This is a genomic window from Nitrospirota bacterium, assembly GCA_016178585.1.
In the GTDB taxonomy this organism is placed as follows: domain Bacteria; phylum Nitrospirota; class Nitrospiria; order JACQBW01; family JACQBW01; genus JACOTA01.
Map to the genome: position 1 here is coordinate 78,885 of JACOTA010000011.1, position 13,465 is coordinate 92,349.

The following is a 13,465-nucleotide window of genomic DNA, read 5'->3' on the forward strand; positions in this document are numbered from 1 at the left end:
CGTGATGGAATCCTCCTCCCATGGCCTGAAAAAAGGGATGTTTTATTTTTCCTTATCTTTTTTACCTTTTGACATCCATTCTTTGATCTGTTTTTCATAACCGGAATCTTTGGGAAGATAAAACCTTTCGTGAAGGAGTTTATCCGGTAAATAGGTCTGCTCTTTAGCCTTCACAGGTTCCGAATGAGGGTACTGATACCCCTCTCCATACCCAAGTTCTTTCATTAAAGAGGTGGGGGCATTCCGAAGGTGAAGCGGAACCGGGAGACTTCCCCTTTTTTTAACGGCTTCCAAGGCGTTTTTATAGGCCATGTAGCTTGCGTTGCTTTTTGGGGCGGTGGCCATATAGGTGACGGCCTGACTTAGCGGGATCCATCCCTCGGCAAGACCAACGGCCTGAAACGCCTGCTGGGCGGCGACAGCAATCGGCAAGGCGTTGGGGTCAGCGTTTCCGATATCTTCCGAGGCGAAAACAATCATCCTTCTGGCGATAAAAAGAGGGTCTTCCCCAGCCTCCAGCATTCTCGCCAGCCAATAGACAGAAGCGTCAGGATCACTCCCTCTCATGCTCTTGATAAAAGCCGAAATCGTATTATAATGTTCTTCGCTCTGTTTATCGTAAAAAAGAATCCGGCTTTGAGCCGCTTCGCGAACCTCTTTATCGGTCACAACCTTTTGATCATGAAGTTCCGGGGCGAGGTTTACGCAAGCTTCTAACAAATTGAGCGCCCTTCTGGCATCTCCTTCAGCCCACTCCGCAATCTCTCTTAAAACAGGGTCGTCAATCTTCAGCGTCATTTTTCCTAACCCCTGCCCGGGGTCATCGATGGCCCTTTGAAGTATGGCAGTGACCTGGTGAAGCTCTAACGGTTTAAGGGCGAGGACTTTACACCGTGAGAGGAGCGGGGCGTTGACTGAAAAACTCGGATTTTCCGTGGTGGCGCCCAATAGAATCAGGGTGCCATCTTCAAGATGGGGGAGAAAGGCGTCCTGTTGACTCCGGTTAAACCGGTGAATTTCATCGACGAATAATAGGGTTTTTTGACCCGAGCTTTGAAACCTGAATTTGGCTTCGGCAACAATTTCCCGCACCTCTTTCACCCCTGAAAGAACCGCTGAGAAGAAAACATAAAAACAACCGGTCATATGGGCAATTAAATGGGCGAGGGTTGTCTTTCCCGAACCGGGAGGCCCCCACAAGACCAGCGAAGGAGGGTGGTTTTTCAGCGCTTCGGGGGATAAAATCTTGCCCGGGCCGATTAAATGCTCCTGGCCAAAAAACTCTTCAAAGGCTTTTGGCCGCATACGGTCGGCTAAAGGCCGATCCGGGTTTTGCTGGCCACTCTGTGAAAAAAGATCCATAAATAATTCTCTACTTGTTGAAGAATCGAAGCGTTGAAATGGAGAATGAAAAAAAGAAGAAGTCGAATTAGGCGAGGCCGGCTTTTTGAATGATCTTGGGTAGCAGATGTTCCGCATTGATGGCCATAATATGAACCCCGTCGCACAAACCCTTTAAATCTTTAATGGTATTGACCGCGATATCAATTCCAAGGTCGAGGGCCTTTTCTTTTCCAGCTTTTTCGAGCGAAAGAATGAGGGTTTCGGGAACTTTAATTCCCGGAATGTTCTTATTCATATAGGTTGCCATTCCGGCCGATTTAAGAAGGATAATCCCCGCAATAATTTTCACAGAAAATTTCCGGGCATGGGTCATAAATTTTTCAAACTGAGGGACGTTATAAATCGCCTGGGTTTGAAAAAACTGTGCGCCCGATTGGACCTTTTTCTCAAACTTTGCGCATTCCAGGTCAAAATTATCCGCTTCAGGGGTTGCCGCCGCTCCGGCAAACAGGCTGGTGGGCCCGGTTAAATCGTTCCCGGCAAGATCTTTGCCTGAGTTAAGAGCCTTAACGGTTCCCAAAAGTTGATCTAACTGGAGGTCAAAAACAGGTTTGGAGTCCTTATGGTCGCCGATATGAGGGGGATCGCCGGTTAAAGCAAGAAGATTACGAATTCCCAGAATGTGAGCGCCCAATAGATCAGATTGAATCGCCAGCCGGTTTCGATCCCGGCAGGTCATCTGCATAATCGGGTCAATTCCAAGATCAATGAGTATTTTTGAAATGGCAAGGGGGCAGGTTCTCATGACGCCGCTCTGGTTATCGGTGATGTTGACCCCGTCCACCATTCCGGCAACCGCCTTCCCGTTTTTAACCAGGGTGTCGATGTCGGTCCCTTTCGGGGGTCCAAATTCGGCCGTGACCGCGAATTTACCTTTTTTAAGTGTCTCTTGAAACCGTTTCATAAATTCTTAAATCAGGTGAAAAATTCCTTAAAATCCAGACAATTTTGGGACATCCTAGTGTAGTGTCCGCTAAATAACTGGACAACTATTTATGATTATACCCCTCCCTTGATGGGAGGGGTAGGGGAGGGTGAAAGGTGATCTGTTCCCCTCTCCCAGCCTCTCCCACAAGGGGAGAGGAGTCGTGTAATACTGGAAGGAAAATCAAAGGGGCTTGCAAAACTCCTATTCAAACTGCATTGGTCCTCCCATAACTCCGGGTAAGGTTTTGCAATATAACATTTTTCGATCATTTTGCCCGCAGTTTTGACTTGAACGAAATCGGTTTTTCTCTTATTCTAAATCAATTTAGACTAAAATTTTTTAACGATTTGGAAAAAAATTGAATCATCGCTGTGCTGTTTGTCAGCACCTCAGGGAACCTTCCTTTCTAAAAATTAAAGAATACCCCGACTCCGTTCTTTACCTGAACGAAGACCAGTTTTTTAAAGGCTATTGTATCCTGGAATATAAAAAACATGTGAAAGAGTTTTTTGACCTGTCCGAAGAAGAGAGGAAAAACCTGATGAATCATGTCTGCTTTACGGCGAAGGCCTTACAAACAGTATTTTCTCCCGATAAAATAAACTATGAGCTTTTGGGGAATAAGGTGCCGCATCTCCATTGGCATATTATTCCGCGGTTTAAGACAGACCCTGCCTGGCCGGAACCCGTCTGGACCCGTCCGCATCCTCCAAAAAAATATTCTATCGAACAGGCCCAACAGGTCATTTTTGAGATTCAAAAGTGGTTATGAAGAAAGTTAAAGCGGTTTTTTTTGATCTTGACGGGACCCTGGTCGATTCTTTTCCTGCCATCCAGACCAGTTACAACTACGCTTTAGGCCAGATGAAAAAAGACTTCCAGCTGAGCCTGGCGGAGGTTAAGAAAATAGTTGGGGGAGGTTTAAGGGAATCTTTTTTTGATCTGGTGGGGAAAGACGATTCTGATAGAGCGGTAACGCTTTTTCGTACAAAATATAAGGAGGTTTATATTCATGAAACTTTTCTTCTCCCTTATGTTTTTCATGTGATTTCGACTCTTTCCCGTAAAAATCTGATTCTTGGAGTGATTTCCAACAAGTTTGGGGATTTTTCGAGGGGGATTCTATCCGAATTTAAACTCCTCCCCTATCTCCCGACCGTTATAGGCGATGGAGACGGTTTTCCATTGAAACCTGATCCGGCCGTCATGAGAGAATTAACAGTCAAATTTAATCTTTTTCCTGAGGAAGTGATCTACGTGGGAGATGGTCCCATCGATATTAATTTTTGCAGGGCCAGCGGCGTTTACGCTTATGGCATCGCTACCGGGAATTATACGCGCGCCGAACTTACGCGGCATTCTCCGGATAGGTTGATGGATTCCCTGGATGAACTTCTGACCGCCCTGGAGTCCTGATCCGGCTCATGGCTTAAGATATCATCGAATCTTTTACGAAATGAAATCTTTGTATGCCTAACGTTATTCTGCAGGTCAAAAACCTCGTTAAAAAATTTGAGAAGACCCGGGCGGTTAACGGGGTCTCATTTCATGTTTATGAAGGTGAAATCCTGGGGCTGTTAGGGCCTAACGGCGCGGGCAAAACCACTTTAATTGCCATGTTGTTAGGGGTATTAACGCCGACATCGGGAACGATTTCAATTTTTGACCTTGACTTTCAACACAACCGTGAGAAAATCTTAAGTCAGGTGAATTTTTCATCGACCTATATTTCCATGCCTCTTTCGTTAAGCGTAAAAGAAAACCTGATTTTTTTTTCTAAACTTTATCATGTCCCCGATTATGAAACGAGGATACGCGAACTTCTAAAACTTTGTGAAATTGAGCATTTAGGCACTCATTTGACCCGGGATCTTTCTACGGGGCAATTGTCCAGGCTGAATCTGGTCAAGGCCCTTCTCAATCGTCCCCGCATTTTATTTCTGGATGAGCCAACCGCAAGCCTCGACCCTGATATGGCCGATAAGGCACGGGAATTATTGAAAAATCTTAAAAATCGTTTTCCATGTACGATCATCTATACCTCGCATAATATGAAGGAGATGGAGCAAATTTCTGACCGAATTATCTTTTTAAATAGAGGCGAGATTATTGCCGAAGGATCCCCCCGGCAGATCATGGCGCTTTATCGAAAGAAAAACCTTGAAGAGGTCTTTCTCGAAGTTGTCAGAGGGGAGGTTCCGGATGAAACTTTATAGAATTTCCGCGATCATCTACCGCCATTCTCTCCTTTATAAAAGGAGTATGACCCGGTTAATGGAAATCATCTACTGGCCGGTCCTTGACCTGATGGTTTGGGGATTTGTCAGCCTATACCTTCAAAAATTTCAAGGGAGTCTTCCGCTTTTTGTTTCGTTTTTCTTGGGGTCGTTGATCTTATGGGACATTTTCTTTCGAGCACAACAGGGAATTTCAATTTCGTTTCTGGAAGAGGTTTGGTCTAGAAATTTACTCAATTTATTTGTCAGTCCTCTGACTTTAAGCGAGTTTATCATGGGAACGTTAATCGTCAGCTTAATGAAGGTCGTCGCCACATTTTTGGTGACTTTTTCTCTCGCCCTGATTTTCTACTCATTCAATGTCTTCTCTCTGGGCCTTCCTTTAATTTTGTTTTTGTTGAACCTTGTCCTGATGGGGTGGGCGATCGGAATAATGACAACCGGAGCGATTCTCCGTCTCGGACAGGAGGCTGAAGTCCTGGCATGGGGATTAGCTTTTCTGTTTCAACCGGTGTCAGCGGTTTTTTATCCGGTAACTGTTCTTCCTCCGGTCCTCCAAAAGATTGCTTTTTGGGTTCCTGCCTCCCATATTTTTGAGGGAATGAGGGAGGTGATTAACCATCAAACCTTTCCGCTGGTTGAATTGGGATGGGCTTTCGGGTTAAACGGGTTGTATGGGTTAAGCGCCGTCTTGTTTTTTTCCTCCATGGTAAGACAGGTAAAAGAAAAGGGTTTATTGCTTAAAAGCGGAGAATAATTGAAAAGGAGAGGTTTATGATGTCGATCCACGATAAGTTAAAAAAAATGAATATTAGTCTGCCCCCTCCGCCCATTCCTGTGGCCGCTTATGTTCCAGCCGTAACAGCAGGAGATTTGGTTTTTATCAGCGGAACGCTTCCGATGAAAGAGGGAAAATTATTATTCACGGGTAAACTAGGCAAAGACCTAACCGTTGAACAGGGAGTGGAATGTGCCCGTCAGGCTGCCTTAAATGCATTGGCGACCCTTCAGAAACAGATCGGCGACCTGAGCCGGGTGAAGCAGATCGTCAGACTGACCGGTTTTGTGGCTTCTTCCGAAGGTTTTAATCAACAACCTCAGGTGCTTAACGGCGCGTCATTGTTGTTAGGAGAGCTCTTTGAAGAGAAAGGGAAGCATGCTCGTGCTGCGGTCGGAGCCGCGGAACTTCCCTTAAACGCACCCGTTGAAATAGAACTGATTGTGCAGATTTTTTAATCTTTTTGAGAAGGTCCTGCTGTAATCAGGGGATATAGGGCGGATTGATTCTAATCGTCGCTTTGGCCCTTCTTTTCACCAGAAACTCTTCGAATTTAATTTTTCTTTTTTGTTCGAAGAGAAGGGTGCTGATCTGACTGTGAACCTCTTCCAGGGAGGCGCCATTCCAGTCGGAAAGATGGTCCTTATAGAAAGACTCAATCTCGTTATCTGAAACAAAGATAAAGAAATTAATTCTCTGATCAACAAATTCTTTACTCAGGAGATACCGGACGATGAGTTTTTTCACGTCTTCTATTGTGAGCCCTTCTTTAATAAGAAGTTCCTGAAACTTTTCCTCCGTTCCAAAACCGTTTTGAAAATCAGTTAATCTGGCATTAATTTCTTTTTCAGTCGGTTTTTCGACGCCGAACTTTTCTGCTTCTTCGAGGAACAGGACTTGATCAATGGCAAACTGAAGATGGGGATCTTTGTCCTTTTCTTCCAGTAAAGGAAATTCCAGGGAAAATAACATTTGAAAATGGAGATCGCTTTGGGTGATCAGTTGACCGTCCACGACCGCCAGAATCTGATCAATGATAGCAGGAGCGGCGTGAACAGGTGTCAAATAAATCAACCCTAAAACGAATGGTCCAAAAAGTTTTAAAAAACCGGGCCGTTGAAAAATGCGCCTCTGCGGATTAGTTTTTGGTGACATAGGTGCCTGCTAAAAGATCATGAAGCGTCTGTTTTTTTTGATTGAATAACAGGGTTAAAAAGCCGAGTCCAAAAAAGAAAAAGGAGAAAAGAAGCCCAAAAGTTCGAATGAACGCTTGCGGGAAGGAGAGAGACTCCGATGAGATGGATTCAATTTTTAAGCCCAGAATTTTCATTCCAGGCGTAACCCCTTTCCAGTTAAAATAGAGGAAATAAAGGAACAGGATCGTTATCCCGGTAAGGACGAACAAACCTAACAAAAGAAAAACCAGGTCTTCTGAAGGAGCTGAGAGCTGTAAGTCACCAAGAGCCTGATAGGCGGCCAAAATTCCAAGACCGATCAGGATCAGACTCAGTATTTTCACAATGACCAAATCGACGAGAAACGCAAACGACCGTTTCCAAAATCCCTCGTAATGAATCGTTTGGTCAGGTTCCAAAATATCCCAGCTCATATTGGAGAAGGGTAATTGCAGCCATGACAGCGGTTTCACTCCTTAATATTGGTTTGCCCAGCGAGACTGAAATATAACCCTTTTCAACGGCCAGATCAATTTCATTTTGATCGAAGCCCCCTTCAGGTCCGATGACGACGGTGATGGGTGTGACTGAACTTAAATTTGGAAGATTGGAGAGGGTTTGTTTTAAGGACTTTGTTCCCTTTTCCCAAAAAATAAATCCAATGCCGGTTCCATGTTGTTTGATAAAAGTCTTGAATTCAACCGGATCATGGAGAAGCGGCGGCGAACTCTGTTCCGATTGTTGCGCGGCTTCGACGAGAATTTTTTGCCACCGTTCGCGTTGGTGGTCCAAACGCTCCTCATGGGGTTGAATAACCGTTCGTGCCGTGGTCAATGGAATGATTTCCCGGATGCCGAGTTCCGTTCCCTTCTGTAAAAGCAACTCCATTTTTTTCCGTTTAATAAAAGCCGGCGCCAAAATGAGACGGGGAACGGATGAGGGAGTGTTCTTTTCTTGACAGGTCAGGCTTCCTTCGAGAAATTGGTCCGTCATCCGGGTAATGGCCGCATGATAGGCGGTCCTGTTTTCATCGACCAGATGAATGACGTCGTCTATTTTGTAGCGGAGAGCGTTTTTTAAATGGTTGAAAAGAAGGCCGGAAATGATGACCTTTTTGTCTTTGAGGTCGCTGGTTTTGATAAAGAAAACAGGCATCAATCACTGTCGCTTAAAGCCCTAAAACAGGTTTTTTACTTTATGGAAAAGTCCTTCTTTTTCCATTTCAGATTTTTCGTCACTGATCTTTGCGTATTCCTCGAGGAGTTCCTTTTGTCTGGCGTTTAATTTCTGAGGAACATGAATATTGATTCTTACCAGCTGATTCCCGACACCATGACCATTAAGATGGGGAACCCCCATTCCCTTCAGTTCAAAAACTTTCCCGGGAAGGGTCCCGGCGGGAATCTTCAAGCTATGAGAACCTTTTAGCGTCGGGACGTCAATTTTAGCTCCCAGAGCCGCCTGGGGAAAAGAAATAAAAGCATCGCAGAGAATGTTGTCTTCACTCCGCTTGAAAAATTCATGTTCTTTTGCCGTGAGAAAAACGTAGAGATCTCCCGGGGGGCCTCCGGATTCTCCCGGCTCACCTTCGCTGTTTAACCTTAAACGTGATCCGGTTTCGACCCCGCCGGGAATTTTTAATGAAAGTGTCTTTTCTCTTTGAATCCTTTTCTCTCCGTGACAGGCGGGGCAGGCGGCGGTGACTCGTGTCCCGGTTCCCTGACACCGGTGGCAGGTTCGGCTGACGGTAAAGAGCCCTTGAGAAAGCCTGATTTGGCCGGTCCCTTTGCAGGTTTCACAGGTTTTTACGTCCTCGGAAGACCGCGCTCCGGTTCCATGGCATTTTGAACAAATGTCCCAATGGGGAATTTTAATTTTAGTTTCGACGCCGAAAACGGCTTCCTCGAAAGAAATGTCGAGGTTGTAACGCAGGTCGTTTCCCCGCGCGGCCCTTTTTCCTCCTCGTCCACCGCCAAAGAAATCTTCAAAAATATCGCTGAAGACATCGCTAAATCCACCAAACCCGCCGGCTCCGGCGCCCGCGGCGACCCCTTCATGGCCGTATTGATCATAGATTTTTCGCTTTTGAGAGTCGCTGAGAACCGAATAGGCTTCGTTTACCTCTTTAAAGTTTTCTTCTTCTTTTTTATCCCCCTTATGGCGGTCGGGGTGATGCTTCATCGCCATCTTCCTGAAGGCTTTTTTAATATCTTCTTCAGAAGCGTTTGGGTCTACTCCCAAAACTTCATAGTAGTCTCTTTTTGCCACTGAACTTTCTCCACGAAACGGTATGCCAAAAAAAACAGATAAAACCGACCGAACATAAGAGAGGCGGTTTATCTAACCGCCTCCTTTTGACGATAAAAATTACCCGGTGTTGCCCGGGCGGCCGCTTGCGCGGCAACATACCTTTAAAAGGGCCTATTTTTTCTCTTTATCAACCTCTTCAAAAGTGGCGTCGACCACGTCTTCTTTCTTTTCACGAAGATGGCCATCCCCTTCAGCCGCGCCGGCTCCGGCAGATCCGGTTCCAGCGCCAGCAGTCCCCTCGGCGGCCGCGGTTTTTTTATACATTTCTTCGGCTAATTTGTGGGACGTTTTGGTTAATTCCTCGACGGCTGAACGGATCGCGGCAACGTCGTCTGATTCCATCGCCTTTCGCGTGGCATTCACCTTTTCCTGTACGCTGTCTTTTTCCGTGGAAGAGATTTTATCCCCCAGCTCCTTCAAAGATTTCTCTACGCTGTAGATAAGGCTATCTGCTTCGTTACGGACTTCAACCAGCGCTTTTTTCTTTTTATCTTCTTCGGCGTGGACATGGGACTCTTTAAGCATCTTATCGATCTCTTCTTTGCTTAGACCGCTTGAGGACGTAATTTTAATCGACTGTTCCTTCTGGGTGGCTGTGTCTTTTGCGGAGACATGGACAATCCCATTGGCATCGATATCAAACGAAACCTCGACCTGGGGAACGCCTCTGGGAGCCGGAGGAATTCCAACTAGATCGAATTGACCCAGCAGTTTGTTGTCCGCGGCCATTTCTCTTTCTCCCTGAAAAACCCGAATGGTTACCGCGGTTTGATTATCCGCCGCAGTCGAAAAGATTTGGCTTTTTTTGGTGGGAATGGTTGTATTTCGCTCAATTAGCTTCGTGAAGACGCCGCCCAGCGTTTCGATTCCCAGAGAAAGAGGTGTCACGTCGAGTAACAGAACATCCTTTACTTCACCCGTTAAGACCGCGCCCTGAATTGCGGCGCCTACGGCGACCACTTCATCAGGATTTACCCCTTTATGAGGCTCTTTCCCAAAAAATTCTTTGACGATCTGCTGGACTTTGGGCATCCGGGTCATTCCGCCGACCAGAACCACCTCGTTAATGTCCTTGCCGGTTACCCCGGCGTCGGCCAACGCTTTTTTGCAGGGTCCAACGGTCTTTTGAATGAGATCATCCACCAGCTGTTCCATTTTCGCGCGGGTTAATTTAGTGACGAGATGTTTCGGACCGTTTGCATCCGCGGTGATGAAGGGGAGATTAATCTCCGTTTCCATTGAAGACGAAAGGGCAATCTTGGCTTTTTCAGCCTCCTCTTTTAGCCTCTGCAAGGCCATTTTGTCTTTTTTAAGATCAATTCCCTGATCTTTTCTAAATTCATCGATTAACCAATCCATGATACGGAGATCAAAATCGTCCCCGCCCAGGTAAGTATCCCCGTTCGTTGACTTGACTTCAAAAACCCCTTCGCCGATTTCGAGGATTGAAATATCGAATGTTCCCCCTCCGAGATCGTAAACCGCTATCTTTTCATCTTTTTTCTTATCGAGTCCATAGGCAAGCGCCGCGGCGGTCGGCTCATTAATAATCCGAAGAACATTTAATCCCGCAATTGTTCCTGCGTCTTTGGTCGCCTGCCTCTGACTATCGTCAAAATAAGCGGGGACGGTGACGACTGCTTCTTTAACAGGTTCCCCCAGATAGTCTTCCGCCGTTTGTTTCATTTTTTGCAAAATAATGGCCGAAATTTCCGCCGGACTGTAAACCCGGCCCCGGATTTCTACATGGGCATCCCCATTTGTCCCCTCGACAACTTTATAGGGAAGACGTTTCTTGGCCTCACTGACCTGATTTGAGTTGAATTTTCTTCCCATCAGTCTCTTGATAGAGAAAATCGTATTTTCCGGATTGGTAATTGCCTGTCTTTTCGCGATTTGGCCAACCAAACGGTCATTCTTGTCGGTGAAACCAACCACGGACGGGGTGGTTCTTCCTCCTTCGGAATTAGCAATAACAACCGGGTCTCCCCCCGAAACGATAGAAACGCATGAATTTGTGGTTCCTAAATCAATTCCAATTACTTTTGACATTTAAAGCCTCCTCATTTCAATAAAATAAGTCCATTTTAAACTTGTAGATCACAATTTAATCATCTATTCCCGATAAATCAAGGGGGGATTTAAAAAAAAACAAGCCTTTTTAAACCATTAAGGATAAAGTTAGGGGTGATTTTTCAGATTGATCAAACGCTTTTTTTCTTGGAAACGGTAACCATTGCCGGACGAAGGATGCGATCTTTAAAAAAATACCCTTTTGAGACCTCTTCAACGACCCTGTTTTCTTCTAGTTCATCTGTTTCTACCTGGGAAATGGCCTGATGTTTGGTTGGATCAAAAATCTCTCCTTTGGCGGGGAGAGGGGAAACCCCCAATTGAGTCAGAACCTCCTGACTTTGCTTCATAATCAGCTGTAAACCCTCGTTTAACTTATCAATATCTCTTGATTCTTTCGAATGAAAGAGCGCCCGTTCCAAATTATCCAGGATGGGAAGAAATTCTTTTAAAGCGGGTTCCTGGGCATATTTCATAGACTCCAGCTGATCCCGTGACGTTCTTTTTTTGTAATTTTCAAACTCCGCCAGAAGACGGAGATTTTTTTCTTTTAACTCCTTGATTTCGTTTTCTTTTTTTTCGAGTCGTTCTGCCGGGACGATTTGGGGAACTGTGGAAATTTCCTCCGGCTGAACGGGACTTTCGACTTTTTCCTCTTCCATTTCTATTCCTATTTTTTTAATTTTGATGGGCTTTGGTAAGCATCTTTGCCGCGTAGTCAACCAGCGAAATGACCCTGTGATATTCCATTCGGATTGGTCCAATGATTCCGATGGCACCTGCCTCTTTTCCTCCAAGTTTAAAACTGGAGATGACCAGACTGCATTCATTGGCCTCAAGGAATGGGTTTTCCGAACCAATCAGAACCTGCGGACCTTCCGAGAAAAGGCAGCGGTCAAGCAGTTTGATAAGCGTGAATTTTTCTTCAAACGCTCTGAATAAAGACTTGATTTTCTCAACATCTGTGAATTCAGGGAGGTCCATGATGTTGGTGGTTCCCTCGACAAACAATTGATTCTCTTGAATGTTTTTCTTGTTGAAGTCAAAAACTTTATTAAGGAGTTGTTCGTAACGTTTCTTTTCTTCGTTCATTTCCTTGAAAATGGACTTTTTGATATCGTCAAGGCTCTTATTTGAGAACCGGTCATTGAGAATTGCCGAAAATCTATCCAGCTCTTTCTGGGATAAAGTTTCGTCAAGTTCAAACGTTTTGTTATAAGGGTTTCCATCACTATTGACGAGAATCGCAAGGACAACATTTTTTCTTAATGAAATGAATTTAATATGTTTAAAAAGCATCGAATTAAATTGAGGGGCCATAACGATGCTGGTATACCGTGACAAGAGCGACAATATTTTGGAAGTATTATGAAGCAGGGATTTTAAATCGTCGTTTTTCGTAAACTTATACGCTTCAATTTCAATCGGTTCGTTTTCTTCTAATAGCTGATCAACGTAGTAACGGTAAGCTTTTTCGGTGGGGATTCTTCCGGCAGACGTATGGGGTTGCGACAGGAAGCCGAGATCTTCAAGATCGGCCATGATATTTCGAATCGTAGCCGGACTTAACCCAAAATCAAACTGTTTGGTAATCGTCCGCGAGCCAATAGGGGTTGCCGTTTTAATGTAAGAAACGACGGTGGCATTTAAAATATCATAGTCTCGGTGGGTTAATTCCATTTAAATCTCTGTTTGTTTTTTTAATTAGCACTCATTTAGTTGGAGTGCTAATTTTAACAAAAAATAGGGAGGTCTGTCAAACCTATAAAACCTCCGGATTAATCTCCAAACCGGCAGCGAAGCGTCAACGCTTTCCTCAGACGCTTTAAATACTCTTCCCTGCTTATTTCGACGGCTCCAAAATTTTTAAGATGGGGAGTGATAAACTGGGTGTCAAGGAGTTGAAAGCCCCGCTGGTTCATCCGGTTAACTAAAAAGACCACGCATATTTTAGACGCATCCCGTTCGAGAGTAAACATCGATTCGCCCATAAACGCCCCTCCCAGACTTACCCCGTAAAGGCCCCCGGCAAGGCGATCGTCCGAGTACGCCTCTACCGAATGGGCCTTTCCCAATCGGTGTAACGCAGTATACGAAGTGATAATTTCTTCATTGATCCAGGTTTCTTCCCGTTTAGCGCAGGCGCGAATAACCTCCTCAAATTGATGATCAATTTTGATCTGGAATTTCTGTTGGCGAATGGTGCGGGCCAGCCGGCCGGGGAGATGAAATCGGTTGAATTCAATGATTCCCCGAGGGTCAGGAGAAAACCACTCAATGATTCCTTCAGGACCTGCCATGGGAAAAACGCCCTGGCGGTAGGCTGTTTCCAAAAATTCGGGGGTCATGGACTTCATTTTAAATAAAAAAACAAGAAGAGGCAATCTCCTTCACTGCGACTTTTTGAAATTTTCTATAAAAAATTTGTAACTACTCAGGAGTGTCAGGGAGGAAAAAGCATTTCAGGCAAGTACGGTTGACCTGTCAGGGACTGGGAAATGGATTGCAAGAGGTTCCAGCCGTTTTTACGAGCTGTGGATAGGTAGCTTCTGATGCGGGC

At 45.2% G+C, this 13,465-nt stretch carries 15 protein-coding genes; 5 read left to right on the forward strand and 10 right to left on the reverse strand.

The annotated features are described in order from the left end of the window. Positions 1-42 precede the first annotated feature (42 nt). Complete coding sequence (locus HYR79_01695; protein ID MBI1820400.1) at positions 43-1,362, reverse strand: replication-associated recombination protein A; 1,320 nt, start codon at positions 1,360-1,362, stop codon at positions 43-45. 67 nt (positions 1,363-1,429) lie between these two features. Further along, positions 1,430-2,308 carry a methylenetetrahydrofolate reductase gene (locus tag HYR79_01700; GenBank protein ID MBI1820401.1) on the reverse strand — a complete coding sequence of 293 codons (879 nt, stop codon included), beginning with the start codon at positions 2,306-2,308 and terminating at the stop codon, positions 1,430-1,432. 382 nt (positions 2,309-2,690) lie between these two features. Here HYR79_01700 and HYR79_01705 point away from each other — a divergent pair, with 382 nt between their 5' ends. The 5 genes from HYR79_01705 to HYR79_01725 are packed head-to-tail and all read left to right on the forward strand — an operon-like array spanning position 2,691 to position 5,805. Then, positions 2,691-3,104, forward strand: a complete 414-nt coding sequence (locus HYR79_01705) for an HIT family protein (protein MBI1820402.1) — start codon at positions 2,691-2,693, stop codon at positions 3,102-3,104. Beyond that, positions 3,101-3,748 carry an HAD family hydrolase gene (locus tag HYR79_01710; protein ID MBI1820403.1) on the forward strand — a complete coding sequence of 216 codons (648 nt, stop codon included), beginning with the start codon at positions 3,101-3,103 and terminating at the stop codon, positions 3,746-3,748. The genes HYR79_01705 and HYR79_01710 overlap by 4 nt, the downstream gene beginning before the upstream one ends. A gap of 53 nt (positions 3,749-3,801) precedes the next feature. Beyond that, a complete protein-coding gene (locus HYR79_01715; protein ID MBI1820404.1) occupies positions 3,802-4,548 on the forward strand; it encodes an ABC transporter ATP-binding protein in 747 nt (248 codons plus the stop codon). Further along, a complete protein-coding gene (locus tag HYR79_01720; GenBank protein ID MBI1820405.1) occupies positions 4,535-5,326 on the forward strand; it encodes an ABC transporter permease in 792 nt (263 codons plus the stop codon). Before HYR79_01715 ends, HYR79_01720 begins: the two co-directional genes overlap by 14 nt. A 20-nt stretch (positions 5,327-5,346) precedes the next feature. Next, entirely contained in the window at positions 5,347-5,805 is a 459-nt protein-coding gene (locus HYR79_01725) for a RidA family protein (GenBank protein ID MBI1820406.1), read from the forward strand. A gap of 25 nt (positions 5,806-5,830) precedes the next feature. Here the strand turns inward: HYR79_01725 and HYR79_01730 are convergent, their stop codons facing one another. The 8 genes from HYR79_01730 to HYR79_01765 all read right to left on the reverse strand — a co-directional run bounded on the left by HYR79_01730 (position 5,831) and on the right by HYR79_01765 (position 13,262). Further along, the gene (locus tag HYR79_01730; GenBank protein MBI1820407.1) at positions 5,831-6,502 is read right to left on the reverse strand and encodes a hypothetical protein; all 672 of its coding nucleotides are present in this window, start codon (positions 6,500-6,502) and stop codon (positions 5,831-5,833) included. Beyond that, positions 6,486-6,941, reverse strand: coding sequence for an RDD family protein (locus HYR79_01735; protein MBI1820408.1), 456 nt, complete (start codon positions 6,939-6,941; stop codon positions 6,486-6,488). The genes HYR79_01730 and HYR79_01735 overlap by 17 nt, the downstream gene beginning before the upstream one ends. After that, positions 6,931-7,680, reverse strand: coding sequence for a 16S rRNA (uracil(1498)-N(3))-methyltransferase (locus HYR79_01740; protein MBI1820409.1), 750 nt, complete (start codon positions 7,678-7,680; stop codon positions 6,931-6,933). Before HYR79_01740 ends, HYR79_01735 begins: the two co-directional genes overlap by 11 nt. 18 nt (positions 7,681-7,698) lie before the next feature. Further along, complete coding sequence (dnaJ, locus tag HYR79_01745) at positions 7,699-8,790, reverse strand: molecular chaperone DnaJ (GenBank protein MBI1820410.1); 1,092 nt, start codon at positions 8,788-8,790, stop codon at positions 7,699-7,701. 153 nt (positions 8,791-8,943) lie between these two features. Then, a complete protein-coding gene (gene dnaK / locus HYR79_01750) occupies positions 8,944-10,884 on the reverse strand; it encodes a molecular chaperone DnaK (protein MBI1820411.1) in 1,941 nt (646 codons plus the stop codon). Positions 10,885-11,036: 152 nt separating this feature from the next. After that, complete coding sequence (gene grpE / locus HYR79_01755) at positions 11,037-11,567, reverse strand: nucleotide exchange factor GrpE (protein ID MBI1820412.1); 531 nt, start codon at positions 11,565-11,567, stop codon at positions 11,037-11,039. A gap of 16 nt (positions 11,568-11,583) precedes the next feature. Then, positions 11,584-12,585, reverse strand: a complete 1,002-nt coding sequence (gene hrcA, locus HYR79_01760) for a heat-inducible transcription repressor HrcA (protein ID MBI1820413.1) — start codon at positions 12,583-12,585, stop codon at positions 11,584-11,586. 98 nt (positions 12,586-12,683) lie between these two features. Further along, positions 12,684-13,262 (reverse strand): leucyl/phenylalanyl-tRNA--protein transferase, encoded by a 579-nt coding sequence (locus HYR79_01765; GenBank protein ID MBI1820414.1) that lies wholly within the window; start codon positions 13,260-13,262, stop codon positions 12,684-12,686. Positions 13,263-13,465: the final 203 nt, after the last annotated feature.

What these genes read in the sequence shown, in the direction of transcription:
- HYR79_01715 (MBI1820404.1), top strand. Translation starts at nt 3,802, where the DNA reads ATGCCTAACGTTATTCTGCAGGTCAAAAACCTCGTTAAAAAATTTGAG.
- grpE (MBI1820412.1), bottom strand. Translation starts at nt 11,567, where the DNA reads ATGGAAGAGGAAAAAGTCGAAAGTCCCGTTCAGCCGGAGGAAATTTCC.
- hrcA (MBI1820413.1), bottom strand. Translation starts at nt 12,585, where the DNA reads ATGGAATTAACCCACCGAGACTATGATATTTTAAATGCCACCGTCGTT.
- HYR79_01720 (MBI1820405.1), top strand. Translation starts at nt 4,535, where the DNA reads ATGAAACTTTATAGAATTTCCGCGATCATCTACCGCCATTCTCTCCTT.
- HYR79_01730 (MBI1820407.1), bottom strand. Translation starts at nt 6,502, where the DNA reads ATGTCACCAAAAACTAATCCGCAGAGGCGCATTTTTCAACGGCCCGGT.
- HYR79_01700 (MBI1820401.1), bottom strand. Translation starts at nt 2,308, where the DNA reads ATGAAACGGTTTCAAGAGACACTTAAAAAAGGTAAATTCGCGGTCACG.
- dnaK (MBI1820411.1), bottom strand. Translation starts at nt 10,884, where the DNA reads ATGTCAAAAGTAATTGGAATTGATTTAGGAACCACAAATTCATGCGTT.
- HYR79_01765 (MBI1820414.1), bottom strand. Translation starts at nt 13,262, where the DNA reads ATGAAGTCCATGACCCCCGAATTTTTGGAAACAGCCTACCGCCAGGGC.
- HYR79_01710 (MBI1820403.1), top strand. Translation starts at nt 3,101, where the DNA reads ATGAAGAAAGTTAAAGCGGTTTTTTTTGATCTTGACGGGACCCTGGTC.
- HYR79_01725 (MBI1820406.1), top strand. Translation starts at nt 5,347, where the DNA reads ATGTCGATCCACGATAAGTTAAAAAAAATGAATATTAGTCTGCCCCCT.
- HYR79_01695 (MBI1820400.1), bottom strand. Translation starts at nt 1,362, where the DNA reads ATGGATCTTTTTTCACAGAGTGGCCAGCAAAACCCGGATCGGCCTTTA.